This is a genomic window from Mesorhizobium sp. P2_A12, from assembly GCF_056405075.1.
Window position 1 is genome coordinate 113964 of sequence record NZ_JBFUCU010000005.1, and the last position, 26245, is coordinate 140208.

The following is a 26245-nucleotide window of genomic DNA, read 5'->3' on the forward strand; positions in this document are numbered from 1 at the left end:
CGTGGTCAATCTTTGGAAGACTTGGGATTCGAAGGTCTGGGCTCGCGCCGCCAGCCGAACAGTTCGTCGAAGACGACCAGGGCAGCGCCCACCGAGATGAAGGCATCGGCCAGGTTGAAGACGGCGAAGGACCAGACCGGCGTATGGAACAGGATATAATCGATGACATGGCCGTATATGGCGCGGTCGATGAGATTGCCGAGGGCGCCGCCGACGATCAGAGCAAAGCCGGTGCGGGCAAGGATCTGGGACGGCGCGATCCGCGTCGCCAGGAACAGCACGAAGGCAACGACCGCCAGCGAGATGACAATCAGCCCGGTGTCGCCGAAGGTCGAGAACATCGAGAAGGCGATGCCGGTGTTGTAGGTGCGAAACAGCGCCAGGAACGGCACGAGATCGAGTTTTTCTTGAAAGGGCAGGCCGGTCTCGACCAGATGTTTTATCCACTGGTCGAGCGCTATGGCCGCGACGACGAGCAGCGCGTAGGGGGACCATGATCTCACGGGCGGGCAACCTTCATTGCTGGTCCACGATTGGTTCGAGCTTCAGCGCGCCGCGCCGGATCTCGAACAGCATTATGCCGGTGGCAACGGCAAGATTGAGCGAATCGGCGCGGCCAGCCTGCGGAATTCTAAGCAGCCTGTCGCAACTCGCCGCCAGGCTTTCGGGCAGCCCCTGCTGCTCGTTGCCCATCATCAGCAGCACCGGGCCGCGGGAGAAATCGACGGAGCGGTAGTCGACCGCGCCTTTCAGATGGGTGCCGGCGACAAGGCCTGAAAATCCGCCTCGCCAGGCAAGGAAGGCCTCGGTCGTCGCCTTGGCCACCGGCACGGCAAAGATCGAACCCATGGTGGCGCGCACAGTTTCCACGGAAAAGGGATCGGTGGTGTCGCCAACCAGGATGACACCTTTGGCGCCGACAGCATCGATGGTGCGGATGACGGTGCCGAGATTGCCGGGATCGCGCACCCGGTCGAGCGCCACCCAGACATCGCCATTGTCGGCGCGGATATCCTTCAAGGCCAGGAATCTTTGGGAGAAGACGCCGACCACCATTTGCGGATTGTCGCGGCGGGTGATGGCGACGAGCACCTTTTCCGACACTTCGAGCACCGTGCCACCGGCGGCAACCGTGCGTGCAGCGACCTTCTCCACTGCGGCGTTGCCGCGTCCGGCCTTGGCGAAAACCAGTGTCCTGATCTGCCAGCCGAGGTCGAGCGCATCGATGACCAGCTTCAGCCCCTCGGCCATGAAGGCATTCTGCTGGTCGCGGAATTTCTTCTGGGCGAGCGCCTTGATGTCCTTGACCAGCGGATTGGCGAGGCTGGTGACTTCCTTCACCAGCCCGGGTGCGCCTGCATGCCGCTCGTTCATTTCAGGCCACCCAACGCGAAAACAAAGAGGTCGAAAGCGCCCGGCCGGCGGACTTTTCACGGATGATCAATTCTCCGGATTCGACCGTGCCGCCCATGCCGGCAAAGGTGTCGCGCATCAAGGCATGGATGGCGAAGAAGGAGGCGCGGATAGAATAGGCGGTCAGCACCACGGCGAGTGGTTTGGGTGTCAGGATCGCGCGGCAAAGGTCGGTCAAATCAGGCAGGTCCTCGAACAACTGCCAAACCTCGCCCTTAGGGCCGCGGCCATAGGCCGGCGGGTCGAACAGGATTATGTCGTAACGGCTGCCTCGACGTTCCTCACGCTCGGCGAATTTCACCGCGTCGTCGACGATCCAGCGGATCGGCTTGCTGCCGAGCCCGGCCATTTCCTGGTTCTCGCGGGCCCAGCCGATCGCCTTCTTCGAGGCATCGACATGGGTGACCTCGGCGCCGGCGCGGGCCGCCACCAGCGAGGCAAGGCCGGTGTAACCGAACAGGTTCAGCACCTTGACCGGCCGCTTGGCCGCCGCGATCAGCCCAGCCATGTGGTCCCAGTGCGAGGCTTGTTCGGGAAAGACGCCGACATGGCGAAACGAGGTGAAACGGCCGAGATAGTCGATGCCGTCATGCTTCATCGGCCAGGTCTCGCCGAGCGGCATCTTCGGGAAGCGCCAACGGCCGATGCCTTCCTCATCGGTATCGCCGGTGAAAATGGCGTCGGCGCGCTCCCAGTCCTTTGCCGGCAAGGCCTTCTGCCAGATCGCCTGGCCCTCGGGCCGCACGATGCGGTAGGGGCCGTATTGCTCGAGCTTCTGCCCGGCGCCGCTGTCGAGCAGCGCATAATCGGCATTCGGCGCCACTTCGAGGATCACCGGAAGATGCTCGGTGGGCAGGACGCCATCGCGCCGGGCGAGGATGCGCGGCGTCGATTTCGGCTCGGAGCGGTCTTCGGCCTTCGCCTCAAGCCGCTCGCGCGGCTGCGGTTCCGGCCTGGCGGGCGCGCGGCCGGCAGGCGGACGTGACTGGTCCCCCGCACCTTTCGCGGATCGATGCGGACGGTTGTCGCGGCGTTTGTCGCGAAAAGACTTCAAGCGGGAGCAACTCCGAGCGGCGTGGCCGCTTTTGGCATAGGCCAACCTGCTTCGCAACCAAGTCCGCTGCGCAAGCCTCTCTGGTTTGTGTCGGCCGACGATGGACCATTGTCAAAGAAACAGGCAAGTCTTCGATATGTCCCGCTCTGAACGCCTGCTCGACCTGATCCAGACGCTGCGCCGGCACCGCCGGCCGGTGAGCGGGCAGGCGCTGGCGGATGAGCTCGGGATTTCGATCCGCACGCTCTACCGCGACATCGCCACGCTGCAGGGCCAGGGCGCGCCGATCGAGGGTGAGGCAGGACTGGGCTATGTGCTCAAGCCCGGCTTCATGCTGCCGCCGCTGATGTTCAGCGATGAGGAGATCGAAGCCATCGTGCTAGGCTCACGCTGGGTCGCCAAGCAGCCGGACCAGCGTCTGTCGGCGGCTGCCGCCAACGCGCTGGCCAAGATCGCCGCCGTGCTGCCGGATGATCTGCGCGAGGATCTCGATGCGAGCGCGCTGCTGGTCGGGCCTCCCGCCGCAGCCATCGAGGGCATCGACCTCGGTCTTGTTCGGCAAGCCATCCGCAACGAGCGCAAGCTCGGCTTTTTGTACCGCGACGCCGGCGGCGCGGCCTCCGAACGGGTGGTCTGGCCGTTTGCGCTGGGGTTCTTCGACAAGGTGCGGGTCGTGGTGGCGTGGTGCGAGATGCGCCAGGATTTCCGGCATTTTCGCGCCGATCGTATATCCGGCCTCAACACCACCGATACGCGCTATCCGCGCCGTCGTCAGGCACTGCTCAAGGAATGGCGGGCGACCCTCGACAAGCCGCGCAGTTCGTGGCCGCGTGGTTCATGACGGATACTGCCAGAATCTGACAGTAGCTCATTCTATGGTCGCCAAGTCGAAACACTGGAACCTTGGAGAGCAGACATGACAACGCCAAATTTCGTCATCCTCTATGTCGACCAGCCGCAGCAGAGCGGCGCCTTCTACGGCGCGCTGCTCGGTCGCGAGCCGGTCGAAAGTTCGCCGACCTTCGTGCTGTTCGTGCTCGACGCCGGCTTCAAGCTCGGCCTCTGGTCGCGCCATACGGTGGAGCCGGCCGCAGCCGCGTCAGGCGGCGGCGCCGAAATCGTCTTTGCGCTGGATACGCCCGACGCGGTCGATGCCACCCATGCCGACTGGGCCGGGCGCGGGTTGAAGATCCTGCAGACGCCGACCGACTTGGATTTCGGCCGCACCTTCGTCGCGCTCGATCCCGACAATCATCGCCTGCGCGTCTACTGGCTGTCCGATGGGGAACAGGCCAATGGGGGACAGAAATGAGTGCGCATTGGATCGCGGTGGCGTCGGCCGAACATATCCGGCGCGGGCGCCAGGGCGGCTTCATGCAGGTCAATCACGGCAAGGCAGCACCCCTGCGCCGCGTCAAGCCTGGTGACGGTATCGCCTATTATTCGCCAACCACAATTCTCGGCGAGAAAGACGGCCTGCAAGCGTTCACGGCAATTGGCACGGTGCGGGAAGGCGAGCCCTATCAGGGCGATATGGGCGGCGGCTTCACGCCGTTCCGCCGCGATGTCGCCTGGGCAAAGGCCGAGGAAGCATCGATCAAGCCGTTGCTCGACAGGCTGGACTTCAGCGCCGGCAAGTCCAACTGGGGCTATCAGCTGCGCTTCGGCCTTTTCGAAATCAGTGCGCATGATTTTTCGCTGATCGCCGAGGCGATGGGCGCCAAAATGGCTGCGGCGGTGAACTAAGCCACGAGCGCCTTGTAGACGGCAATGCCGGCGGCAAGGTCCTCGAGTGCCGCGCCGACCGACTTGAACAGCGTGATCTCGCTGGCGCTCTCGCGCCCCTTCTTCTCGCCGCGCGCCAATTCGTGCAGATCGGCGACGACGGCGTCCGGCTTCAGCACGCCGGAGGCCAGTGGCTGGACGATGTCGCCGGCCTCCTTGGTGGCGCCGGCGCGGGTGTCGACATAGACGCGGGCAGTCGCGATCGCGTCATCGTCGCTTTCGCGCATCGTCGGGGTAAAGCCGCCGACAAGGTCGACATGGGTTCCCGGTCGCAACAGTGCCCCCTTGATCAGCGGCGTCGTCGTGATCGTTGCCGAGGAGACGATGTCGGCCTGCCCAAGTTCGGCATCGAGATCGCCCGCCGCGCTGGCCGTGAAGCCTTCGGCGCGCAGATCGGCGGCGACCTTCTCGGCATTGGCAGGGGTGCGGTTCCAGATGCGGATTGTCTTGATCGGCCGCACGGCGCAATGCGCCTTGGCGAGGAAGGGCGACAGTGCGCCGGCGCCGACCACAAGCAGCCGTGAGGCGTCCTCGCGGGCGAGATAGGAAGCAGCCAGCGCCGAGGCGCAGGCGGTGCGCCACTGTGTCAACCGCTGGCCGTCGATCAAGGCTTCAGGTTCGCCGGTGGCGCCGTTGAGCAGAAGATAGAGGCCCATCACCGCGGGCTTTCCGATAGCGTTGTTGTCAGGCGAGACGGTAACGATCTTGACGCCGATGTGACCACTGGCCGACGTGCCAGCGGCGTTGAAGTCGGTCCAGGCCGGCATCAAAAGCAGCGTCGAGGCGGCGCCGACCGGCCGTTCGACCGTATGGTGATGCCTTACCGGCTGTACGGCACCCTCGCGAAAGGCCGCCCGCAGCGTCTCGACCAGGCCGGGAAAGGTCAGCGCATGATCGACCTCGGCGGCCGAAATGGTCAGCATGGAAAACTCCGTGGAGAGAAAACCGTCGACCGGCGGTTCAAGTGGTCGGTTTCGGCAACGCCGAACCTTGGGCCGAACCTTGGGCCGACCCTTGGGCCGGGCCTTGCGCCGCCGCCTGCGCGCGGCTGACCGCCTGGCGCAGGTTCTCGGCTTCGACGCCACGCTGGCGCGCCAGTTTGCGGTAGCGGCCCTGCTTGACCCAGGTTGCCAGGCTGCCAACGACCATGCCGATGGCCAGCGCCAGGAACAGGAAGATGAACAGCGGCAAGGTCAGCGTCAGCTTTGGATTGCCGGGGTTGAACGGGTCCAGCGTGAAGGCGACCAGTTCGCGATTGGCGACGGCGAGCGCGATCAGGATGATCGCCAGGGGCACGAAGACCACGATGAGCATGAAGCGATTGAACATGATGTTTTCCGTCGGAAAGGCTGGCTGGCCTGACGCCGCGCCTACTTGCCGCCGTTCAGCCTTTCGCGCAGCTCCTTGCCGGTCTTGAAGAACGGCACCCATTTCTCCTCGACCTCGACGGACTCGCCGGTGCGTGGATTGCGGCCGGTGCGGGCGGGACGGTTTTTCACCGAAAAAGCACCGAAGCCGCGCAGCTCGACGCGATTGCCTTCGGCGAGAGCGTCGGTGATTTCATCGAAGATCGCGCCGACGATGTTTTCGACGTCGCGCAGGAAAAGATGCGGATTGCGCGTGGCAATAATCTGCACAAGTTCGGACTTGATCATCAGACGGGTCCCCGTGAAAGCAGTACGGTCAAAATTATGAGGATGATTTTATTTGCTTTTTCACTTGCCCCAAACGGCATCTCAAGGGTGCCAGACGGAAACGAGACCGTCAAGAAACAAGCGGTCGGCGCCGAGTTCATGAATGACATCGCCGCTGTAGGCGGGCAGGCCGAGCGCGCTGCCGATGGTTTGCGCCATCGCTTTCGAGAACAGGAAGCCGCCGCGCCGTTCCGTATCCTTCCACTCGACGACCTTCAGTTTGGCATCGACGCCCTTGGTCGCCAGCCAGTCGACCGCTTCGGTCTCGCCGCCGACAGCATCGATCAGCCCGTTGGCGACGCCCTGGCGGCCGGTGAAGATCGAGCCATCGGCGAGCGCCAGCGCTTGCTCGCGGGTCATCTTGCGGCGCTCGGCGACGATGCCGACGAACCAGTCGTAGCTGTCGAGGATGAGCTTGCGGACCATGGCGCGCTCTTCGTCATTGGTCGGCTTGAAGGGAGACGGAGAGGCCTTCAGCGGTGAGGACTTCACTTCCTCCAGCTTGACGCCGAGCTTGTCCATCAGGCCGCTGACATCAGGATACTGGATCAGCACGCCGATCGAGCCGACGATCGAGGTCTTGCGTGCGACGATATGATCGGCGGCACTGGCGATCATGTAGCCCGCAGATGCGGCAAGCGTGCCGACTTCCGCGACCACCGGCTTGTCGGCGGCCAGCTTGCGCAACTCTTCATAGATCGATTCACCGCCGACCGTGGTGCCGCCAGGCGAATCGATCGACAGGATAACGCCTTTCACCTTCGACGACTGGCGGATGGTTTCCAGCCGCTTGATCAGCTCCTCGTCCTCGGTGATGGTGCCTTCGATCTTGACCTTGGCGATATGGTCGACGGCCGAGCCGGTGAAATCGTCGCCATAGAACCAGGTTGAAAGTGCAATCACCCCAAGTGCCACGATGCCGATGGCGGCAACCCGCCAGAATGTCAGCTTGCGCCGCAAGCGGCGGCGGTCGATCAGGTCGTCGGCTCTCAGTGCCATGGTCAGCCTTTCAGTCGGCGGGAGGAGACGCTTTTAGACCATCATCTTCCCATCTGGAAGCAATTCTCTTTTCCGGCGCAACAAGACAATCCGCGCGGACAGTCGAGTTGGCCATGCCGGATGCGCCATCGGGCAGGTCAGGGCGGGCTCCGCCCCTCTCCAGGCACAGGTCTCTTCACGTATTTGTGCAATCGCCGCGAGGTCTGGCGGCGAAGATCGGCAGCTGATAAATTTTACGCCGCGTGTCTGTTTCTGCTATGAAGAACGGGCAGTTGTGCGGATCTCATTTTCATCTGTACAAACGCGGCTGTCACATTTTTGCAGTTTTCATGGGCTTGTGCTTGCTTGAAGGCGGCGGCGTCCCACCTATAGGCGGTGCTCGCGGGTGGGCAAGGGGTTTAGAAGAAAGCGTTGAATGTTAGCGCGACCAATTGAATCGACCAACGCCGAGACGGAGTTGGCTCCCCCGGCGGACGTCCGGATGCGTGGCGATGCTTTCGACCGCGCCCAGCGTCATTCGCGCCGCGTGCGCGTTCTCAAGTTTGCGGTGCCGCTGGCCGCGGTCCTGATCGCCGTCGCCTTCCCGGTTTATTCCTATCTGGCCGCACCGGTTTCCGTCGCGGTCCAGGCGGAAGGCACCGCTTTTTCCAACGGCAAGCTGGTGATGGCCAATCCCAAGCTCAACGGTTTCACCAAGCAGAAGCAGCCCTATTCGATGACGGCGCTCCGCGCCATCCAGGACGTCAGCACGCAAGGCATCATCGAACTGGAAGGCATCGACGCCAAGATCCCGGTCGGACCTGACAATATCGCGGCGATCAAGGCCTCGCACGGCACCTACGATCGCAACGGCAATACGATGAACCTGACCAGCGACGTCGCCATCACCACAACGGACGGCATGCAGGCCAAGTTCAAATCGGTCTTCCTCGACATGGGCAAAGGCACTATGAAGACGGGAGATCCCGTCGATGTCAGCCGTGAGGGGTCACGGATCACGGCGGATTCGATGTCGGTCCAGGACAATGGCAAGGTTCTGGTTTTCGAGAACAAAGTGCGCGTCAACATCGATTCCGCCGCCTTGAAGACGGCAGAGGGAAACAGCGGAGAAATCAATGCGGCTCAGTAGTTCGACGCGGCTCGCGGCTGCAACTTCGGCGTTGCTGCTGCTCGGGCTGGTGCCGTCATTGGCGCAGTCCACCAGCCAATCAGGTCTGAAACTGTCTGGCGACAAGCCGATCCAGATCGAAAGCGACAAGCTGGAAGTCCGCCAAGCCGAAAATGTCGCCATCTTCACGGGCAATGTCAGCGTCGTCCAGGGGCCGACGCTGATGAAGGCCGGCAAGATGACGGTGTACTACGTCAAGGACCCCAATGCCGCGGCCAAGGGCACGGAAGCCGCGGGCGCGGCGATGACCGGCTCGGCCAACATCGACCACCTGGAGATCTCCGACAAGGTTTACATCAAGTCGGACGCGCAGATCGCCACCGGCGATCAAGGCAGCTTCGACATGAAGAGCCAGGTTCTGGTGCTTTCGGGCAAAAAGGTCGTCCTGTCGCAAAACGACAATGTCCTGGTCGGCTGCAAGCTCGTCGTGCAGATGAAAACCGGGCTGGCCCAGGTTGATCCATGCGCTGGGCAACGCGTCCAGATGTCGATCACACCGCCGCCGAAATCGGGAGCGGCGAACCCCTGATGGCCAGCCTGTCGTCGCTGACGGCGCGTCTTCCGGGACGGGCCGCTGGCAAGCTTTCGGCGCCGGCCACGGCGACCGTCGATACGGGAAAGTTCAAGGGAACCCTGATCGCCAAGGGTCTGACCAAGAGCTACAAGGGCCGCAAGGTCGTCAGCGGCGTCACCATCGGCGTGCGCGCTGGCGAGGCCGTTGGGCTGCTCGGCCCCAACGGTGCCGGCAAGACGACCTGCTTCTACATGGTCACCGGCCTGGTGCCGGTGGATGAGGGCACGATCGAGATCGACGGCTTCGACGTCACCTCGATGCCGATGTACCGTCGTGCGCGCCTCGGCATCGGCTATCTGCCGCAGGAGGCCTCGATCTTCCGCGGCCTGAGTGTCGAGCAGAACATTCGCGCCGTGCTCGAAGTGGTGGAAAAGAGCCGCAAGGAGCGCGAGCGCAATCTCGACGAACTGCTCGAGGAATTCCACATCAGCCATCTGCGCAAAGCGCCATCCATGTCGCTTTCCGGCGGCGAGCGGCGGCGCTTGGAAATCGCGCGTGCGCTGGCGACGCGCCCGGCCTACATGCTGCTCGACGAGCCTTTTGCCGGCATTGATCCGATCGCCGTCGCCGATATCCAGCAACTGGTGCGTCACCTGACGGCGCGCGGCATCGGCGTCCTCATCACCGATCACAATGTGCGCGAAACGCTCGGCCTGATCGACCGCGCCTACATCATCCATGCCGGTCAGGTGTTGACCCATGGCCGGGCCGACGAAGTGGTGGCAAACCCGGATGTCCGCCGGCTCTATCTCGGCGAGGGTTTCACGCTCTGAGCGTGAAATTTGTTTCCTGACACGATTTTTGGTGCCTTCACCGCGCTTTTTCTCCGATTTTGCCGCCAGATAACGCTCCGGTAAGTGAGTTTTGCTAGCTATTGCCTTGACAAGCAAAAGCTGGGCCAGTTTCTATGACCCGCTGCAAAAATTCCTGTCCGGAAGCCCGGATGCGTAGACGAGGCGTTTGAAACCAGACAATGGCGTTGGCGGCGAAACTACAGCTACGACAATCTCAGTCGCTGGTGATGACGCCGCAGCTGATGCAGTCGATTCGGCTGCTGCAATTTACGCATACCGAGCTCGAGCATTTCATCGATGACGAAATCGAGCGCAATCCGCTGCTGGAGCGCGCGGAGCCGCAGGACGATGCCGCCAGCGACCAGTCGCAGAAGATCGAGGCGGAGCCGCAGGCCGCCGCCGCCGACGGCGACTGGTTCGAAAACGAGACGCAGTGGAGCGCCGAGGCGATCTCCGACAAGCTCGACACGTCGCTGGAAAACCTGTTTCCCGACGATCCGGGGACGAGCGAGCGGCTCGGTCCCGACCTGACGGCGCAATGGAAATCGGCTTCCGGCAATGGTGCGAGTTCCTCATCCGAGGGCATTGATGCCGGCGACATGGCGGCCGCGGCGATCACGCTGCGCGACCATGTCGGCGAACAGGTGGCGCTCGCCTTCGCCGATCCGGCGGCACGGCTGATTGCCGCCGACCTGGCCGACGGCCTCGACGAGACCGGCTATCTGCGCGGCGACCTGGCCGAGATCGCCGCCCGCCTCGGCACCGACGCCGCTGCGGTGAGAAAGGTGCTGGCGGTGTGCCAGACTTTCGAGCCGGCCGGCCTGTTTGCCCGCGACCTTGCCGAATGCCTGTCGCTGCAGCTTGCCGTGCGGGACCGGCTCGATCCGGCGATGAAGGCGCTGGTCGCCAATCTTGAACTGCTGGCACGGCGTGATTTCCATGCGCTGAAACGGATCTGCGGCGTCGACGAGGAGGATCTGCTCGACATGCTGGCCGAGATCCGTGCGCTCGATCCCCGGCCCGGCATGGCGTTTTCGGGCGGCGCCAGTGACGCGATCGTCGCCGATGTCGAGGTGCGTGCCGCCAATGACGGCAGCTGGACGGTCGAACTCAATGCCGAAACGCTGCCGCGCGTGCTGGTCGACCATATCTATTTCGCCCAGGTTTCGCCGCAGGCGAAGAACCAGGCGGAAAAGGACTTCCTCGCCGAATGCCTGCAAAACGCCAACTGGCTGACGCGCAGCCTCGACCAGCGGGCAAAGACCATCCTCAAGGTCGCCTCGGAAATCGTTCGCCAGCAGGATGCCTTCCTCGTCCATGGCGTGCGCCAGCTGAAACCGCTCAACCTGCGCACGGTGGCCGATGCCATCGGCATGCACGAATCGACGGTCAGCCGGGTCACCGCGAACAAATACATGCTGACGCCGCGCGGCGTGTTCGAGCTGCGGTACTTCTTCACAGCTTCGATCGCTGCGTCGGGTGGCGGCGATGCGCATTCCTCGGAATCGGTGCGTGATCGCATCAAGCAGCTGATCGATGAGGAAAAACCCGTCGACGTGCTTTCCGACGATGCGATCGTCGACATGTTGCGCGAGAGTGGCGTCGATATCGCCAGGCGCACGGTCGCCAAGTACCGGGAGGGCATGAATATTCCCTCCTCGGTGCAGCGTCGGCGCGAGAAACGGGCGCTGGCCAGCGCCGGGCGCTGACACGGTTCGATTTTTCACAGGCCAGCACTTCATTGACAAGCCGCGGTGAAGTGGCTAGAAGCCCGCCCGCATGAGTGGGGCTAGATGCCCGCGTGTGGATGGTCGGTCACGACGTTGGCCTCGGGACGATCAAAAGGGCGGCTTGTGATCAACCGGAAAGTTCGGATTTAAAATCGGCGCGAGTGACGCCGCAAAGCTTGTGCGCACGGACCACGAGTATAAACTCGGGCGAGTTTGAAGCCTGAGCAAGGAAGGTCAGTTTTCAGATGAATCTGCGCATATCGGGAAAACACATGGATATCGGCGATGCGTTTCGTACACGCATCAACGATCGTGTCGGCGAAGCGATCGGCAAATATTTCGATCGCGGCTTTGCCGGACACGTCACAGTCATCAAATCAGGTTCGCGCTATTCGGCGGATTGCATGATCCGGCTGGATTCCGGCGCTTCGCTGCAGGCCACCGGCGATGCCCAGGATCCGACGGTTGCCTTCGAGGCCGCCGCCGATCGCCTGGAAACGCGGCTGAGGCGCTACAAGCGCCGGCTGAAATCGCACAATTCAGGCGCCGCCAATGGCGATCCGACCGACATTGCCTACACGGTGATGGCGCCGCTGGCCGATGACGACGAGGATATTCCGGATAATTTCGCGCCGGCCATCGTCGCCGAATCAACCATGACGCTGAAGACCATGTCGGTGGCGTCGGCAGTCATCGAGCTCGACACCAAGGACAGCCCGGTCTTCGTCTTCCGCAACGCCGGAAACGACCATCTCAACATCGTCTATCGCCGGCCCGATGGAAACATCGGCTGGATCGACCCGTCCACGACCAAGGTCGCACAAGGATAAGAGCCGGCCGCACGAGGGGTGAGGACTGGTGACGGCAGGCGAACAAGGGATTTTCAAGCATGGATCTGAGCGATCTTATCAACGTTCCGGCGATACTGCCGGCGTTGAAGGCGAACTCCAAAAAGCAGCTGTTGCAATTGCTTTCCGAACGGGCAGCCGCGATTTCGGGCATTCCGGAGCGGGAAGTGTTCGACACCATCCTGCAGCGTGAACGGCTTGGCTCGACGGGCGTTGGCAACGGTATCGCCATTCCGCATGGCAAGCTCGCCGGCGTGAAGCGCATCGCCGGGGTTTTCGCCCGGCTGGAGACGCCGGTCGATTTCGAATCGCTGGACGATCAGCCGGTCGATCTGGTGTTTCTGCTGCTGGCGCCGGAAGGGGCCGGCGCCGACCATCTCAAGGCCTTGTCGCGCATCGCGCGGGTGCTGCGCGACGCCGACACGGTGGCCAAGATCAGGGGGACGCGCGACGCCGCGGCAATCCACGCGCTTTTGTCGGATACCCAGGCCTCGCACGCGGCCTGACATTTTCTGATTGGAACATCCAGCCAAGGGCCGCCACGGGCGGCCCTGTCCATTTAAGCCCGGCCCGCCGGGCTTAGTGAATGGCGACCGTGGTCAAGTCGTTTTCCATGGCGCCAGCCAGCGCGCGGTCACGCGCATCCGAAAGCAGGATCGGCTGGCCATTGGCGGCAAACAGCGCCCACAGTTCCATGCCGGGCGCGATTTCACCGAGGTTCGGGAAACGGCCGAGCAACTCGTCGCTCGAGACCTTGCGCAGATAGGCGACCGAGCCCTCGCCGAGATGGGCGAATTCGCCGCTGGTCATGGTGAGATTTTCATCAGTTCTGGTCATTTCAAAGCCTCCTTGGCGCGAGGACGCCGCTCAAGGCCATCCCGCATGAGAGCCATCGGTAAAGATCAGTCTTTCACCGATATGTTTATTTTCCGTACCAGCCGTTCGGACTCAGGCCGATCGAGGTCGATCGACAAAAGGCCGTTCTTCAGTTCCGCCGCGATCACCCGCATGCCGTCGGCCAGCACGAAACAGCGCTGGAACTGGCGCGCGGCGATGCCGCGATGAAGAAACTCGCGCTCGGTATCGTCGGTTTGACGGCCGCGCACGACCAGCTGGTTTTCCTCCGTGGTGACATCGAGATCGCTTTCGGCGAAACCGGCGACCGCCAATGTGATGCGCAACCTTTCGGTCTTGCCGTCGGCGCCGCTGAGGCGTTCGATGTTGTAGGGAGGGTAGCTGTCGCCGGACTTCGCCAGGCGTTCCAGGGTCTTTTCCATGGCGTCGAAACCAAGGAGAAGCGGGCTGGAAAAGGGCGTCATTCGGCTCATGTTACACTGTCCTCTGTAGAGCGACATAATGTGGAAAAACCCAGATGGCATTTTTCCCGGTGGTCTTGATATGGTCCGCGCCGCGACCAAGTTCAAGCCATCAAAAGACCCGCCCAAAAAGACCAGGTCGTGGACTCACAGGAATGATCGACATGGCGCTTGAAACGGCCAGCAGATGCAAGGAGAAGCGCGCAGGTCGGGATTGTCTTCCCCGGTCGAGCGGTTCGACTTGGCAGTTCGCAGCCGCTTCGGCGTCATCCCGGATTCATCCCAAGTCCATGGCTTCGCCAAACAAGGAATTGAAATGCCTCAATTACGCAAGATCATCATCGACACGGATCCCGGCCAGGATGACGCCGTCGCCATATTGCTGGCGCTCGGCAGCTCCGAGCTGGAGATCGTCGGCATATCAGTCGTTGCCGGCAACGTGCCGCTGAAGCTTACCGAAAAGAATGCCCGCAAGATCTGCGAGTTGGCCGGCCGGCCGGACATCAAGGTCTATGCCGGCGCCATCCGGCCGTTGATGCGCGAACTGGTCACCGCCGAGGAAGTGCATGGCAAGACCGGTCTCAACGGCCCGCAATTGCCCGAACCGACGATGAAACTGCAGGACCAGTATGCCGTCGATTTCATCGTCGAGACGCTGATGAAGGAAGAGAGCGGCACCATCACGCTTTGCGCACTCGGCCCGCTCACCAACATTGCGCTGGCGCTGATCCGCGAACCGCGCATTGCACCGCGCATCAAGGAAATCGTGCTGATGGGCGGTGGCTTCTTCGAAGGCGGCAATGTCACGCCGTCCGCCGAGTTCAACATCTATGTCGATCCGCAAGCCGCCGACGTCGTGCTCAAATCCGGCATTCCGATCGTGATGATGCCGCTCGACGTCACCCACAAGGCGCTGACCACCGCCAAGCGCACGCAGGCCTTCCGCGAACTCGGCACCAAGGTCGGCACGGCGACCGCCGACATGCTGGAATTCTTCGAGCGCTTCGACGAGGAGAAATACGGCACCGACGGTGGGCCGCTGCACGACCCCTGCGTCATCGCCTATCTGTTGAAGCCGGAGCTGTTCAAGGGCCGCACCTGCAATGTCAGCGTTGAAACCACCTCGGAACTGACCATGGGCATGACCGTCATCGACTGGTGGGGCGTCACCAAGCGGCCGAAGAACGCCATGGTGATGCGCGACATCGACCATGATAGCTTCTTTGCCCTGCTGGTCGAGAGGCTGGGGCGGCTTTAGCTCCCTGTTCCAGATGCATATCATCCGCCCAAAAGCACTTGCGCTTTTGGGCGGCGTGCATCAGGCGATTACTCGCGGAGCAGGCGATATGTTTCGGTGTCATTCCGGCGATGCTGCCGTTCGACCGAAACCTCAGAACCGACGGCTCGCGGTGATGTTGCGTCGCCGTACGCGAACACCAGGAGATTATTTTCGTCAAGGCGGATTCCGTAGAGATAGCTGGGTCTGCCACCGACATAACCCTCAGGGTTCGGAGGCGCATTAAGGACGTTGACCACCGTGCCTGTTACGCGCTCCACGTTGACGATCGGGCTGCTTTGCCTCGCAATCAAGGCGCCGATTGCCACAGCGCATGCGCCCACAACTAGGCCGGTGATGACTATGCCCCGAAGATTTTCGCGAAGGGTCATGAAGGCTAAGGCATACCGCGCTTTGGCCATGGTTCAATCCGCAAACCGGTAGAAAACGAAGCCATTGTCGCGTGTCACGCGCTCGATGCCGACACGTGAGCCGATCAAGTGCGGGCGATCGTCGTCGACGAGAACTAACGAACCGCTCTCAAGGGATAGCACGTAGATGCTGCGACCCTTGCCCCACTGCGCACTTTTGATCGTTGCGTCGACTGCATCAACCGAATGGATCGGGCTTGCGTCATTGGTCCATTTGTTCAGAGCCGAGGGAGCCATCACCGCGAACAGAGAGCCAATCAGGATCACGCCAGGCGCGTTCCTTTTCAAATCAGCATAAGTCCAAGACATGGATATGAATCCCCGGCACGGATTCATGTGGTTGCGAGAAGGCTGATTTTCAATCAGCCCTCATCAGCCGTAGGTCTGCGGTTACTTCGACCGTGAAAACGCCAGCCACAGGCCGCCGCCAACCAGGAAGCTGCCGCTGATCCTGGACATCAGCTTGATGCGGCTGGCCGACAGCAGGCGGCCGGCGCGGCCGGCGGCCAGTGCATAGGTCGAATCCGAGATGGCGGCGAAGATCATGGCGGTGAGGCCCATGACGACGATCTGCAGCGAGTAGTTGCCCTGAGGCGCGATGAACTGCGGAAAGAAGGCGCCGAAGAAAACCAGCGTCTTGGGGTTGCTGAGCGCCACCAGCAGGCCCTGCAGGAAGAAGCCGCCGCGCGGTTTCCTCGCCGTTCCATCGGCGTTCAGCGTGCCCCGCGAACGGAACATCTGCACGCCCATCCAGATCAGATAGGCGGCGCCGATCAGCCGCACCCATTCGAACCAATGACCCATTCCCGAGATCAGCGTGTTGAGGCCGATGCCGACGATGGCGATCATCACGGCGAGCCCGGCCTGCGTGCCGGCGACATTGGCGAGTCCGGCGCGGGAGCCATGGCGGATGCTGTTGGCTATGATCAGCGTGACCGTTGGGCCGGGCACCAGGATGATGACGATGCAAGCGAGGACATAGGCAGCGTAGAGTTCCAGCGACATGTTTTTTCCTCAAGGATGCCGCCAGGGCGGCGCGGGCTGACGACAATCAATGCATGGCAGCGCAGCCGGTGCAAGCCGGTGCGCGAAGCGCTGCGTCAATGCGCCGGTTCAGGCGCCAGCCTGCCAGGGCAGCGTCGCCTCATAGGCAGCCGCCGCCTTGAGCACGGCGAGGTCATCGCGCGGTCGGCCGATCAACTGCATGCCCATCGGCCGGCCCTTGTCGTCGAAGCCGACCGGCACGTTGACCGCCGGGCAGCCGCCCAGGGTGGCGAATGCGGAAACCTGCATCCAGCGGTGGTAGCTGTCCATCGCCCGTCCGGCGACCTCGCGCGGCCACGGCGTGCCGACATCGAAGGGGAAGACCTGCGCGGTCGGTAGCGCGATCAGATCATAGCGGTCGAAGATCGACAGCAGCGTGCGATGCCAGGATGTGCGGATGACCGTGGCCGCGCGGATCTGCGGAGCCGTCAGCCGCATCGCGTTCTCTACCTCCCAGACGGCTTCCGGCTTCAACAGGTCGCGCTTCGAGGGATCGTCGTAGTGGGTTTTGAGCGCACAGCCGCTGCTGGCTTGGCGCAGTGTGACAAAAGCCTGCCACAGCGCTTCGAAATCGAAATCCGGCTGCAGAGGCTGCCAGGGGAAGGTTGCATCCGCCAAGCGGCCGAGCGCTGTCTCGCAGAGATCGAGAATACCGGCTTCGACCGGCAGATGACCGCCGAGGTCGCCGAACCAGGCGATGCGGCCGCCAGTCGTCCCTGTCGCAAGCCCATCGAGGAACGAGCCAGGTTTCTCATAGGACAATGGCGCGTGCGGATGATAACCCGCCTGCACGTCGAGCAGCAGCGCCATGTCGCGGACGTTGCGGCCCATCGGCCCATCGACACCCATCTGCGCGTGAAAGACCTCCAAGTCCGGTCCGCCGGGAACGAGCCCTTGCGACGGGCGGAAGCCAAAAACATTGTTCCAGGCCGCCGGGTTGCGCAGCGAGCCGCCGAAGTCGCTGCCATCGGCGATAGGCAGCATGTCGAGCGCCAGCGCCACCGCCGCGCCGCCGCTCGAGCCGCCGGCGGTCAGCGCCGGATCGAAGGCGTTCAGCGTCGGTCCGAACACATTGTTGTAGGTGTTGGAGCCAAGCCCGAATTCCGGAACGTTGGTCTTGCCGATGATGATGGCGCCGGCGTTGCGGATACGCTCGACGAAGAAATCATCCTCCTGCGGCACGAAATCGGCGAAGATCGGCGAGCCGAGCGAGGTCCTGAGGCCGGTGGTCGAGGCGAGGTCCTTGATAGCGATCGGCAGGCCGAACAACGAGCCGGTTTCGGCATCTGCCCGTCGGGCATCGGCAGCGTCGGCCTCGCGCAGGATCTCGCCGCGGTCGCGCAAGGAGACGATGGCGTTGACCAGCGGGTTGACCGCCTCGATCCGGTCGAGGAATGCCGTCACCACCTCGCGGACGGAAAGTTTCTTTTGGCGGATCGCGTCGGCCAGCGCGACCGCGGTCAGGCGACAGATCTCGCCGGCCGGCGCCACGGCATGTTTCGTCTGAGGGCGCAGCATCTCAACGCGTTTCCTGCAACGCCTGGTCGACATCCTTGGCCAGCGGGATCGCCGGCTGGGCACCCGGCTTCAGGCAGGCCAACGAGCCCGCCGCCCCGGCACGCGCCAGCGCCTGTTCGAGCGCCAGGCCGGACGACAGGCCAGCGGCGAAATAACCGCAGAACGTGTCGCCGGCGCCGACCGTGTCGACAGGGGTGATCTTCATTGCCGGAACGGTCAGGAAATCGCTTGGCGTCGCCGCCATCACGCCGTCGCCGCCGAGCGTGACGACGATGGTGCGGCCGGTCTTCCCGGCATAATCGCGCATGCGCGCCGCACGGTCGCGGCCGTTGAGCGACAGCGCCTCGCCATAGAGGTCGAATTCGGTTTCGTTGGCGACTGCATAATCGGACTTGGCAAGAAAGGCCGCTGCTTCGCCCTGAAAAGGCGCGGTGTTGAGCACGGTGATGGCGCCGGCCGCCCTTGCCTGGTCGAGCGCGGCCTCGACGGTCGCCAGCGGGATCTCATGCTGCAGGAGTACGACATCGCCCTTTTTGAAGAAGGCTTTGGAGAGGTCGCCGGGCAATACGGACGCGTTGGCGCCCGGCACCACGGCGATGACGTTCTCGCCGTCGTCGCCGACCATGATCAGGGCTGTGCCCGTCGATGCAAAAGTCTCGGCGACGCCTGACAGATCGACCTTGCCGTCGCGCAGCAATGCCAGCGCCTCGGCGGCGAAGCTGTCCTTGCCGACGGCGCCGACGATGCGCACCGGGGCCCCGGCGCGTGCCGCAGCCAGCGCCTGGTTGGCGCCTTTGCCGCCGGGCGCCGTGGCAAAGCTTGAGCCGGCCACTGTTTCGCCAGGGCTCGGCAAGCGTTCGACATTGGCGATCAGGTCGAGGTTGATCGAGCCGATAACGATAATCAAGCAAGGCCTCCTGCCAGCACGAACTCAAATATTGGAGCGTCTTTTGTGCGTCCGGGCGAACGCAGGTCGCTCCTATCGATCGGGAAGCTAACCTGCAAGGCCTCGGCTTGCCAGACCACGCGAATGGTCCAGCTCGATTTGTGCCTATTCACAGCGCACGGTGACCGTGCCCTGGTAGTTGCCGGCGGGGAAGATACCGCTCGACTTGGTGGCGGTGAGGTCGACCTGCATGGGGTGGGTGCCGTTGACGACACGCTGCGGCACGCTTCCGGAGGTGTCGACGCCGGTGCCGTCGAGGCGGTAGACGGTGCTGAAGGTGACGTTGGTACCGCCGCCGCTCGGCGCAGAGGAGAACGATGCGGGCGCCGGTGCGGAAACGGAATAACAGTCGAGCAGGTTGAGCAAGGTGCAAAGCAGCGAGCTGGCGGTGATGGTGGCGGTCGCACTCGACCCGCCTGCCTGTTTGGAGCCGAGTATGCTGATGGCAGGATTTGCGGTCATCGTTCCCGATGCCCCGACCATGATGGTGCAGGTGCCGATGATCGCCGCTTGCACCGGAAGGCAGAGGCCGGCTAGTGCCGCTGTCGCCAGCAGCGCGCGGTTATTTCTTCTTCTTTTTCTTGCCATCGCCATTTCCGGTCCTGATGCTCCAGCCTTCGTTGGCCCATCCCGGTGATGCGACCGCGGGAGCGGGAGCGCTGGCAGCCACGCTCGCCGTCTGGCCGTCGGCACCGATGCCCATTTTGAGGAGTTTCAGCTCGAGTTGCAGGCGCTCGACCTCAAGCTCGTAGAGGCGGCTGCAATCGATGCGCTTAGGCGAGCGCCCGATCGGGATCACCACGCGGCCATAGGTGGCGACGTCATTGTTCGACTGGTTGTTGCCTCTGATGACGCCGAGGTCGACATAGGCGCCTGTACCCGAAACCGCGGAGCGGCAGGTGGTGCCGTCGGAAGCGTGGACCTCGTCCTGCCCCTGAGGCAAGGTTACGCCGGGCAGGTTGAAGCCGCTCTCATTCTGGTTGAGATTGTAGACATCCTCGGCCAGAACCGGCGAGATCCCCGCCGACATCGCTGCAAGCGCGACTGTCAGGATTTGCGGTGCCCAAAAAACTTGCCGCATATCTGTGCCTTTATCTGCGTCTGTTGATTGGGAAAGGGGATGCTTTCGGTACAGATACGCACTTTACGCTCGGCAGCGCCGCCGAAGGGCACGACCACAAGGACAGGACGGGAAGCCTGGGAAGCCAGTTGGAAGGCACTCGGAGAGATCCTGGCGGCCACCGGCTGAAAATCCTGATCGTAGACATGGATTTCGACCCTGATCTTCTGGTCGTAGGGATTGGCCGGGAATACGCGGACCGCGAAGACGTCGGTAAAGCTGTTGACCTCGCCCCGCATCGGCGACATCGACTGGGCCGCGGCGGCAATGGGCATCAGGCCGACGGCCAGCGCCGTCGCCAAGGTTCCAGCATGTGTCAAAGGCCCCTCCTTCCGAGAGCTTATTCGCAGCGCACAGTCACCGTTGCCTGATAGTTTCCGGAGGCGAAGCGGTTGCTGCCGCCCTTCGTGCCGGCGAGGTTGACCGAAACGAGGTCGGCGCCGGGTGTGCCGAGGCTGGTGGCCGAGCCGGTCTCGGCGATAGAGTGCGTACCGGCGGCGGAGTAGGTCGGTGTCCAGGTGGTCGACGTGGTGTCGGCAGCGGGCACCGTGGTGATGGTGACCGGGTCTACGCTGAGCGACACGCCTCCCGTGGTGGTCAGCGTGACCGTCCCGGCCAAGCCGCCGCTGTTGTGCGAGCTTAGCGACTGGAGATCGGGGCTCACGGTCATCGTGCCGTTGGTGGCGATCACAAGCGTGCAGGTTGCGGTGATCGTGCCATTGAAAATGACATTTTGCGTTGTGGCCAATGCGGACTGGTCAATACAGGCGACCAGCAGAGCTGCGCCTAAGACGGCGCGAAACGATGTCATCGAGACCTCCCATTAAGCCGGATAGCCCGAATTAATATGGGTCATCATCACTTTATCGTAGTTAATTTAGAGTTAACTCAAATAATTGCTGAAAATAACAATTGCTAAACCAGAGGTTGCCTTTGGTTGCAATCAAGAAAATCCGATGCAATAATCGCACTTATACTTGATAACGCCGGCATTTATATATTCTGCGAGGGGCGCTTGGAAAATCGACATTCACGACGACACTTGCCCTGCTTCCCAGCCCAGAATGGCTCGCTTGCGAGTCAGACCCCAGTGATAGCCGGTGAGGTCGCCGGACTTGCCGATGGCGCGGTGGCAGGGAACCACGAAAGAGAGCGGGTTAGCGCCGTTGGCGGCACCAACGGCACGGCTGGCGCTCGGCGCGCCGATGCTGGCGGCGATCGAGGAATAGGTGCGGGCCTTGCCCATCGGGATGTTGAGCAGCGCCTCCCAGACTCGAACCTGGAAGTCGGTGCCGATCATGACGACATGCAGCGGCTGATCGGGGCGCCACAGTGTCGGGTCGAAGATGCGCGCGGCATAGGGCCCCGTCGCGGCCATGTCCTCGACATAGATGGCGTTCGGCCAGCGGCTGGACATGTCGGCGAAGGCGGCGCGTTCCTCGCCCGGATCGCTGAAGGCGAGGCCGGCAAGCCCGCGGTCGGTAGCCATGATCAGGGCAGTGCCGAACGGCGAGGGGTGGTAACCGTAGCGGATGGTGAGGCCTGCGCCGCGCGTCTTGTAGTCGCCCGGCGACATCGCTTCATGGGTGACGAAGAGGTCGTGCAGCCGGCCGGGGCCGGACATGCCGAGTTCGAACGATGTTTCAAGCAGCGGCATGCCGGAATCCAGCAGTTTGCGGGCATGGTCCAGTGTCACCGCCTGCAGGAAGGCTTTTGGCGACAGGCCGGCCCAGCGGGTGAAGAGTTTCTGCAGGCCGGTCGGCGTCTCGCCGACTTCCTCAGCCAGTTCTTCCAGCGATGGCTGGTCGCGATAGTCGAGGCTGATCTTCTCGATGGCGCGGCGCACGATTTCGTAGTCGCTGCCTTCGGGCGTGATGTCCTTTTTGAGAACGGCTGTCTGTGTGCTCATGGAACTGTCTCCTTGGGCAGGAATATCGCCCCTTGGGGCGTCGATCGCCACCCGAAACTTGCCTTCTTGCGGCGCGTACCCAGATAGACTCCGGTTTTCGAGAGCCTGTTCCATCCCGATGAGGTCGGGATGGGGCTCTGTCTGTTTGTATGAGCATGATCTTTCCCGAAAACCGGATTCCACTTTTCGGGATCATGCTCTGACTAGGAATCGCACATGGCTGGCGAGAAGATACATCTGACCGGGGAAAAGGGGACGTTGCTGTTGACGCTCTACGGCAAGGCTCTGGAGAGCAGGTTGCCGGATACGCTGCTCGGGGATCATTTCGCCGACGAGGCGGTGCGCAAGATCGACTACGATTTCTCCAGGCTCAAGGTCGACACCAATCTCGGCGTCGGCCTGGCGATCAGGGCAAAGACGCTGGATGTCCATGTTCAGGACTTTCTCGCGAGAAATCCCGACTCAATCGTGTTGCATCTGGGATGCGGGCTCGATACGCGCATATTTCGTGTCGATCCGCCACAGGGCGTGGACTGGTTTGATGTCGACTACCCTGAAGTCATCGAGCTCAGACGCAAGCTGTACCCGTCCCGGGCCCATTGCCATCTGATCGCCTCGTCTGTGACCGAACCGGATTGGCTGGCCTCGGTGCCGCGCAATCGCCCGGCCATCGTGGTGGCGGAAGGCCTGACGCCCTATCTCCCAGCCAACGAGGGACCACGCCTGTTTGCGCGGCTGGTCTCGCATCTTGCCAGTGGCGAACTGATGTTCGACGCCTACAGCCGTTTTGGCCTGAAGCTGCTTCGCCTCAATCCGGCCATCAAGGCGACGGGTGCCCAGGTGTATTGGGCGATCGACGATCCGCACGACCTAGAACTGGCCGTCCCCAAGCTGCGCTTCGTCGATGACATCTCGGCCTACAAGCCTGAACACGCCGCCCGCATGGGCTGGGTCGCGAAGCTGTTCGTCCGTCTTTGGAGACACATTCCAGCCCTGCGCAAGGTCGGCCGGCTGTTGCGCTACCGGTTCTAGGATCAGCGTGCCTTGGCGGTCGCCAGCGCCCGCGAAAAGGCGGTGGCGAAGGTCTCGCGATCGTCGGGATTGAGGAACCCGCCGATCGGCACGTTCTGTCCCTGTGCTTCCACTGTCATCCTGGTAATGCCGATCTCGGCGTGACGGGCGACCGAAAACCGCGCCCAGAACGGGTTGAAGCGATGCGCTTCCGATTTTCCGGATGGCGCGGTCTTGCGGATGTCGAGCCTGGTGCGCGAGACCGACACCTCCTCGCGGGCACGCGCGGCACGATAGTTGGCGCGGAAAGCGATGTAGACGGCGACCACGTCGAGGCCGAGGAAGCCGAACACCGGCCAGGCGCCACGCGACAGGAAAAACGCGCCTGTCACCAGCCAGCCGAACAGCAGCGCGCCCATCAGCAAGGCAAAGCCGGTTTTGCCCAGGGACCGGTGCGGCGTCAGCAGCGCCTGAAAGAATGGCTCGTCGGCCTGAAATGAGGCGTTTGTGTCGCTCATGGCCGGATATTATAGGAAGGAAATGGCGAGCCCCAAGTCCAAAGAATCATCCATGCCCAAAAATGAGCTGCTGCCCGGCCGGCGCGACGGGTCGAACGCCAAGCCGCGTCCGCGGCCGGTGCGGCGTTCGTCGCGCTACAGCGCGGCCGAAGTGCACGAGATCTTCCGGCGTTTTGCCGTCCAGCGGCCTGAGCCGAAGGGCGAGCTCGAACATGTCAACGCCTTCACATTGCTGGTGGCGGTCGTGCTCTCGGCGCAGGCGACCGATGCCGGCGTCAACAAGGCGACGCGAGCGCTGTTCAAGGCCGCCGATACACCGCAAACGATGCTGGCGCTGGGTGAAGCCAAGGTTGGCGACTATATCAGAACCATCGGGCTCTGGCGCAACAAGGCCAAGAACGTGATGGCGCTGTCGCAGGCGCTGATCCGCGACCATGGCGGCGATGTGCCTGACGACCGGGATCAACTGGTCAAGTTGCCGGGGGTCGGGCGCAAGACCGCCAATGTCGTGCTCAACATGGCCTTTGGCCAGCACACGATGGCGGTCGACACCCACATCTTCCGCATCGGCAACCGGCTCGGGCTGGCGCCCGGCAAGACGCCGGAACAGGTCGAGCAGGGATTGTTGAAGATCATCCCGGACGAATACATGCGCCACGCGCATCACTGGCTGATCCTGCATGGCCGCTATGTCTGCAAGGCGCGCAAGCCGGATTGCCCGGCCTGCGTCATTGCCGACATCTGCAAGGCGCAGGAGAAGACGACCAGCATTCCTGCGCCGCTGGTGCCGATAGCTCCGCTTGAACCAGTTGCCGCCGGCGATCAGTAGCCGTAGCCGCGTGCCATCGCCGCGGCGAAGACCGGGATCAGCAGGAAGATGAATGCCTCGGCGCGGATATAGGTCTTGACGGATGCAAGCTCGGCTGCCGGCACCAGGAACGAGGGATTGGCGCCTGCCTGCCTGTTCCAGGAGATGAAGCGGACAGTCGGGATGATCGACAGCAGGCCGACGATGCCAAACGCCGCCATCTTGGCCCAGAACACCCAGTGGTAGACGTAGAATTCCCAACCCTTGAGGCCATAGAAGACGCGGCCGATCCCGACGATGATGATCAGCGCGGCGATGATCCCATAATGACGGTCGATGCCGGCGAGCCGCTTGAGCGTGGCGGCGGCCAGGTCGCCGCGGATCAGCACGAATTCGGCGCCGATGATCCCTGCCAGGGAAAACACGAGCAGATGGTGGACGATGGCAAGCACGAGATCGGTGGTGTCCATGCTTTTTCCCTGGGTTTGACGGCACAAGCCCGTGCCTGAAAGGATTGCGCTTGCAGCTGCTGAATCAGCCTGTCGCGAAAATAGCATCGTCGCGCCGAATTCCCATAGCGGAGCTTGAGACCATGTTGCCCGCATGGGTGCCCGTCGTATTTGTGGCGCGGCTTGGCGCGATTTTCTCGCCTGGAAGATGACATGCCCTGCCTTGGCCCTTGCCTGGCCCGGGCAATTTGCTACGCGCCGGGTAGATAAGCGAGGCAATCCCATGAACAATCCGCGAGCGACCATCGCCCCTGTGATCGAGACGCAGCGAACCATCCTGCGGGCACACCGGCTGGGAGATTTCGACGCCTATGCCCTGATGTGGACCGATCCCGTGGTCACCCGTTTCATCGGCGGCAAACCGCGCACGCGTGAAGAAAGCTGGATGCGCTTCCTGCGTCATGCCGGCCTGTGGTCGTTGCTCGGCTACGGCTTCTGGGCGATAGAGGAGAAGGCGACGGGCCGTTTCATTGGCGAGGCCGGGTTTCACGACCTGAAGCGCGATATGCAGCCGTCGATCGAAGGCATTCCCGAGGCCGGCTGGGCGTTCGCTCCGGCCATTCATGGCGCAGGCTTCGCTACCGAGGTGGTTGGCCGCGTCCTGGCATGGGGCGAAGAGATTTTCGGGTCCGCGAGGACCGTTTGCATCATCGATCCGGAAAACGCCGCGTCGCTGAACGTTGCGACGAAGTGCGGCTACCGGGAAGTGGTGCGGACCACCTACCACGACGCCCCGACCATTCTGCTGGAGCGACTGCCCTGAGCGGCGTCATCGACTGGAGATCCCCGCGCTGCCAAAGCATAGATCGCAGTGCGCCTGTCGCCAGCAATGACGACGAGGCAGGCCGTGCCAAGAACCGCCGTGTGGTTCTGGTCAAATTGAACTGACGCAGCTCCGGCTGCGGCGCCTTCGACCCCGCTACGACACAGCGTCCGCGGCGAGGCTCGCCTGCTCGAGCATGGAGGCGTCCTCGCCGAAGGCGCGGGTGGCGCGCGCCGCCGCCTCGAGCAGCGGGCGTTTCATGCGCTGAAGGAACGCGGCGTCGACGCGCGAGCTGGGGCCTGCCAGCGTCAAGGCGCCGAGCAGGGCCCGGCCTGGACCGAACACCGGCGCCGACACGCCCGCCGTCTCTGGGTCGCGGTCGCCGACGGCGAGACAGTTGCAGGTCTTGCGGATGGTCTCGTAGGGTTCGCCCTGCTGGCCGGAAAACGCCGCAAGCACGCGGCCGCCCGACCCAACCAGCAGAGGCAGCACGTCGCCTTCGCGTATCGTGTAGCGGATCGGGTGCTTGGATTCGACGCGGTAGAGACAGGTGCGGACGTCGCCCGAGCGAACATAGAAGGCAACGCTCTCCCAGCTTCGCTCGGAAAGGTCACGCATGATCGGCAACAGGATGTCGACCGCCACCACCGAACGCTGATAGAGCGCGCCGAGCCGGAAAGTGGCGGGTCCTACGCGGTAGCGGCCATCGTCCAGGCGCTCGAGCAACTGCCCGCGCAACAAGGAATGCGCAAGCCGCAGGATGGTGCTCTTGTAGAGGCCGGTACGGGCCGCGATTTCGGCCAGGCTGAGCGACCGGTCGGCCTTGGTGAAGGCGTCGAGGATGGCGATCGCCCGATCAAGCGCGGCAACCCCTTCGGTAGCCGCGTGCCGGATGTCTTGATCAGCCGATCTGCTTAATGAGTCCATTGCGGTTCCCAATTCGGAGAAGGTCCTAAGCAGACACCGCTGGCTTCGCCAACGCGTCGTCTGCTTAGGTTTCTTTGTTTGCCGCAGGTT

Annotated in this window: 35 protein-coding genes; 13 read left to right on the plus strand and 22 right to left on the minus strand. The window is 62.9% G+C overall.

All coding sequences use genetic code 11. The features are described from left to right. Positions 1-5 precede the first annotated feature (5 nt). Genes lspA through AC1DZU_RS14385 form a run of 3 tightly spaced genes read right to left on the minus strand, consistent with a single transcriptional unit; the run spans position 6 to position 2467 of the window. Positions 6-503 carry a signal peptidase II gene (gene lspA / locus AC1DZU_RS14375; RefSeq protein WP_477285647.1) on the minus strand — a complete coding sequence of 166 codons (498 nt, stop codon included), beginning with the start codon at positions 501-503 and terminating at the stop codon, positions 6-8. Between the two features lie 13 nt (positions 504-516). After that, positions 517-1374, minus strand: coding sequence for a TrmH family RNA methyltransferase (locus tag AC1DZU_RS14380; RefSeq protein ID WP_477285649.1), 858 nt, complete (start codon positions 1372-1374; stop codon positions 517-519). Between the two features lies 1 nt (position 1375). Beyond that, positions 1376-2467 carry an RsmD family RNA methyltransferase gene (locus AC1DZU_RS14385; protein ID WP_477285651.1) on the minus strand — a complete coding sequence of 364 codons (1092 nt, stop codon included), beginning with the start codon at positions 2465-2467 and terminating at the stop codon, positions 1376-1378. Positions 2468-2603: 136 nt separating this feature from the next. On the opposite strand from AC1DZU_RS14385, the gene AC1DZU_RS14390 reads away from it, so the two are divergent. The 3 genes from AC1DZU_RS14390 (at position 2604) to AC1DZU_RS14400 (ending at position 4213) form a co-directional block, all read left to right on the plus strand. Beyond that, positions 2604-3308 (plus strand): helix-turn-helix transcriptional regulator, encoded by a 705-nt coding sequence (locus AC1DZU_RS14390; RefSeq protein ID WP_477285653.1) that lies wholly within the window; start codon positions 2604-2606, stop codon positions 3306-3308. A gap of 75 nt (positions 3309-3383) precedes the next feature. Beyond that, positions 3384-3779 carry a VOC family protein gene (locus tag AC1DZU_RS14395; RefSeq protein ID WP_477285655.1) on the plus strand — a complete coding sequence of 132 codons (396 nt, stop codon included), beginning with the start codon at positions 3384-3386 and terminating at the stop codon, positions 3777-3779. Continuing rightward, entirely contained in the window at positions 3776-4213 is a 438-nt protein-coding gene (locus AC1DZU_RS14400; protein ID WP_477285657.1) for an EVE domain-containing protein, read from the plus strand. The genes AC1DZU_RS14395 and AC1DZU_RS14400 overlap by 4 nt, the downstream gene beginning before the upstream one ends. Here the strand turns inward: AC1DZU_RS14400 and lhpI are convergent. The 4 genes from lhpI to sppA form a co-directional block, all read right to left on the minus strand. Beyond that, positions 4210-5175 carry a bifunctional Delta(1)-pyrroline-2-carboxylate/Delta(1)-piperideine-2-carboxylate reductase gene (gene lhpI / locus AC1DZU_RS14405; protein ID WP_477285659.1) on the minus strand — a complete coding sequence of 322 codons (966 nt, stop codon included), beginning with the start codon at positions 5173-5175 and terminating at the stop codon, positions 4210-4212. The genes AC1DZU_RS14400 and lhpI overlap by 4 nt on opposite strands. Positions 5176-5212: 37 nt before the next feature. Then, on the minus strand, positions 5213-5581 hold the full coding sequence (locus AC1DZU_RS14410; protein WP_477285661.1) for a DUF1049 domain-containing protein: 369 nt from the start codon (positions 5579-5581) through the stop codon (positions 5213-5215). A 41-nt stretch (positions 5582-5622) separates the two neighbouring features. Further along, positions 5623-5907 carry an integration host factor subunit beta gene (locus tag AC1DZU_RS14415; protein ID WP_006200394.1) on the minus strand — a complete coding sequence of 95 codons (285 nt, stop codon included), beginning with the start codon at positions 5905-5907 and terminating at the stop codon, positions 5623-5625. An 81-nt stretch (positions 5908-5988) separates the two neighbouring features. Then, positions 5989-6945 carry a signal peptide peptidase SppA gene (gene sppA, locus AC1DZU_RS14420; protein ID WP_477285664.1) on the minus strand — a complete coding sequence of 319 codons (957 nt, stop codon included), beginning with the start codon at positions 6943-6945 and terminating at the stop codon, positions 5989-5991. A gap of 415 nt (positions 6946-7360) precedes the next feature. On the opposite strand from sppA, the gene lptC reads away from it, so the two are divergent. The 6 genes from lptC (at position 7361) to ptsN (ending at position 12565) form a co-directional block, all read left to right on the plus strand. Then, a complete protein-coding gene (gene lptC / locus AC1DZU_RS14425) occupies positions 7361-8074 on the plus strand; it encodes an LPS export ABC transporter periplasmic protein LptC (protein ID WP_477285666.1) in 714 nt (237 codons plus the stop codon). Then, entirely contained in the window at positions 8061-8642 is a 582-nt protein-coding gene (locus AC1DZU_RS14430; protein ID WP_095084711.1) for an LptA/OstA family protein, read from the plus strand. The genes lptC and AC1DZU_RS14430 overlap by 14 nt, the downstream gene beginning before the upstream one ends. Next, positions 8642-9460, plus strand: coding sequence for an LPS export ABC transporter ATP-binding protein (gene lptB, locus AC1DZU_RS14435; protein ID WP_477227909.1), 819 nt, complete (start codon positions 8642-8644; stop codon positions 9458-9460). The genes AC1DZU_RS14430 and lptB overlap by 1 nt, the downstream gene beginning before the upstream one ends. Positions 9461-9660: 200 nt before the next feature. After that, entirely contained in the window at positions 9661-11190 is a 1530-nt protein-coding gene (rpoN, locus tag AC1DZU_RS14440; protein ID WP_477285669.1) for an RNA polymerase factor sigma-54, read from the plus strand. A gap of 266 nt (positions 11191-11456) precedes the next feature. Further along, entirely contained in the window at positions 11457-12041 is a 585-nt protein-coding gene (gene hpf / locus AC1DZU_RS14445) for a ribosome hibernation-promoting factor, HPF/YfiA family (protein WP_095084708.1), read from the plus strand. Positions 12042-12100: 59 nt separating this feature from the next. Further along, positions 12101-12565, plus strand: a complete 465-nt coding sequence (gene ptsN / locus AC1DZU_RS14450) for a PTS IIA-like nitrogen regulatory protein PtsN (RefSeq protein WP_013529589.1) — start codon at positions 12101-12103, stop codon at positions 12563-12565. A gap of 73 nt (positions 12566-12638) precedes the next feature. On the opposite strand, the gene AC1DZU_RS14455 is transcribed toward ptsN, so the two are convergent. Both AC1DZU_RS14455 and AC1DZU_RS14460 read right to left on the minus strand, forming a co-directional pair. Then, positions 12639-12896, minus strand: a complete 258-nt coding sequence (locus AC1DZU_RS14455; protein ID WP_095084707.1) for a BQ00720 family protein — start codon at positions 12894-12896, stop codon at positions 12639-12641. A gap of 65 nt (positions 12897-12961) precedes the next feature. Continuing rightward, positions 12962-13387 (minus strand): Hsp20 family protein, encoded by a 426-nt coding sequence (locus AC1DZU_RS14460; protein WP_023760739.1) that lies wholly within the window; start codon positions 13385-13387, stop codon positions 12962-12964. A gap of 304 nt (positions 13388-13691) precedes the next feature. Between AC1DZU_RS14460 and AC1DZU_RS14465 the strand changes: the two genes are divergently transcribed. Further along, complete coding sequence (locus tag AC1DZU_RS14465) at positions 13692-14633, plus strand: nucleoside hydrolase (RefSeq protein ID WP_095084994.1); 942 nt, start codon at positions 13692-13694, stop codon at positions 14631-14633. Between the two features lie 68 nt (positions 14634-14701). Here the strand turns inward: AC1DZU_RS14465 and AC1DZU_RS14470 are convergent, their stop codons facing one another. The 10 genes from AC1DZU_RS14470 to AC1DZU_RS14515 all read right to left on the minus strand — a co-directional run bounded on the left by AC1DZU_RS14470 (position 14702) and on the right by AC1DZU_RS14515 (position 21619). Beyond that, positions 14702-15073, minus strand: a complete 372-nt coding sequence (locus tag AC1DZU_RS14470) for a hypothetical protein (RefSeq protein ID WP_477285672.1) — start codon at positions 15071-15073, stop codon at positions 14702-14704. A gap of 3 nt (positions 15074-15076) precedes the next feature. Further along, positions 15077-15349 carry a hypothetical protein gene (locus AC1DZU_RS14475; protein ID WP_477285674.1) on the minus strand — a complete coding sequence of 91 codons (273 nt, stop codon included), beginning with the start codon at positions 15347-15349 and terminating at the stop codon, positions 15077-15079. A gap of 123 nt (positions 15350-15472) precedes the next feature. Further along, on the minus strand, positions 15473-16087 hold the full coding sequence (locus AC1DZU_RS14480) for a LysE family translocator (protein WP_477285676.1): 615 nt from the start codon (positions 16085-16087) through the stop codon (positions 15473-15475). Positions 16088-16195: 108 nt separating this feature from the next. After that, positions 16196-17644: an amidase gene (locus AC1DZU_RS14485; protein WP_477285678.1), complete on the minus strand. Its 1449-nt coding sequence runs from the start codon at positions 17642-17644 to the stop codon at positions 16196-16198. 1 nt (position 17645) lies between these two features. Next, entirely contained in the window at positions 17646-18551 is a 906-nt protein-coding gene (locus tag AC1DZU_RS14490; RefSeq protein ID WP_477285680.1) for a ribokinase, read from the minus strand. Between the two features lie 144 nt (positions 18552-18695). After that, complete coding sequence (locus tag AC1DZU_RS14495; RefSeq protein WP_477285682.1) at positions 18696-19178, minus strand: hypothetical protein; 483 nt, start codon at positions 19176-19178, stop codon at positions 18696-18698. After that, a complete protein-coding gene (locus tag AC1DZU_RS14500) occupies positions 19153-19671 on the minus strand; it encodes a hypothetical protein (protein ID WP_477285684.1) in 519 nt (172 codons plus the stop codon). Before AC1DZU_RS14500 ends, AC1DZU_RS14495 begins: the two co-directional genes overlap by 26 nt. Then, positions 19638-19985 carry a hypothetical protein gene (locus AC1DZU_RS14505; protein ID WP_246462198.1) on the minus strand — a complete coding sequence of 116 codons (348 nt, stop codon included), beginning with the start codon at positions 19983-19985 and terminating at the stop codon, positions 19638-19640. Before AC1DZU_RS14505 ends, AC1DZU_RS14500 begins: the two co-directional genes overlap by 34 nt. A 65-nt stretch (positions 19986-20050) precedes the next feature. Further along, entirely contained in the window at positions 20051-20521 is a 471-nt protein-coding gene (locus AC1DZU_RS14510; protein ID WP_477285686.1) for a hypothetical protein, read from the minus strand. 219 nt (positions 20522-20740) lie between these two features. Next, positions 20741-21619 (minus strand): methylated-DNA--[protein]-cysteine S-methyltransferase, encoded by an 879-nt coding sequence (locus AC1DZU_RS14515; protein ID WP_457151911.1) that lies wholly within the window; start codon positions 21617-21619, stop codon positions 20741-20743. A gap of 216 nt (positions 21620-21835) precedes the next feature. On the opposite strand from AC1DZU_RS14515, the gene AC1DZU_RS14520 reads away from it, so the two are divergent. Then, complete coding sequence (locus tag AC1DZU_RS14520) at positions 21836-22651, plus strand: class I SAM-dependent methyltransferase (protein WP_477285688.1); 816 nt, start codon at positions 21836-21838, stop codon at positions 22649-22651. Positions 22652-22653: 2 nt separating this feature from the next. On the opposite strand, the gene AC1DZU_RS14525 is transcribed toward AC1DZU_RS14520, so the two are convergent. After that, on the minus strand, positions 22654-23148 hold the full coding sequence (locus tag AC1DZU_RS14525; RefSeq protein WP_477285691.1) for a DUF2244 domain-containing protein: 495 nt from the start codon (positions 23146-23148) through the stop codon (positions 22654-22656). A gap of 22 nt (positions 23149-23170) precedes the next feature. On the opposite strand from AC1DZU_RS14525, the gene nth reads away from it, so the two are divergent. Continuing rightward, complete coding sequence (gene nth, locus AC1DZU_RS14530; RefSeq protein ID WP_477286074.1) at positions 23171-23977, plus strand: endonuclease III; 807 nt, start codon at positions 23171-23173, stop codon at positions 23975-23977. Here the strand turns inward: nth and AC1DZU_RS14535 are convergent. Then, positions 23971-24426 (minus strand): DUF2214 family protein, encoded by a 456-nt coding sequence (locus AC1DZU_RS14535; protein ID WP_477285693.1) that lies wholly within the window; start codon positions 24424-24426, stop codon positions 23971-23973. The two genes, nth and AC1DZU_RS14535, sit on opposite strands and share 7 nt — an antisense overlap. A 262-nt stretch (positions 24427-24688) precedes the next feature. On the opposite strand from AC1DZU_RS14535, the gene AC1DZU_RS14540 reads away from it, so the two are divergent. Next, positions 24689-25228: a GNAT family N-acetyltransferase gene (locus AC1DZU_RS14540; protein ID WP_477286077.1), complete on the plus strand. Its 540-nt coding sequence runs from the start codon at positions 24689-24691 to the stop codon at positions 25226-25228. A gap of 156 nt (positions 25229-25384) precedes the next feature. Here the strand turns inward: AC1DZU_RS14540 and AC1DZU_RS14545 are convergent, their stop codons facing one another. After that, the gene (locus AC1DZU_RS14545; RefSeq protein ID WP_477285695.1) at positions 25385-26155 is read right to left on the minus strand and encodes an IclR family transcriptional regulator; all 771 of its coding nucleotides are present in this window, start codon (positions 26153-26155) and stop codon (positions 25385-25387) included. Positions 26156-26245 lie beyond the last annotated feature (90 nt).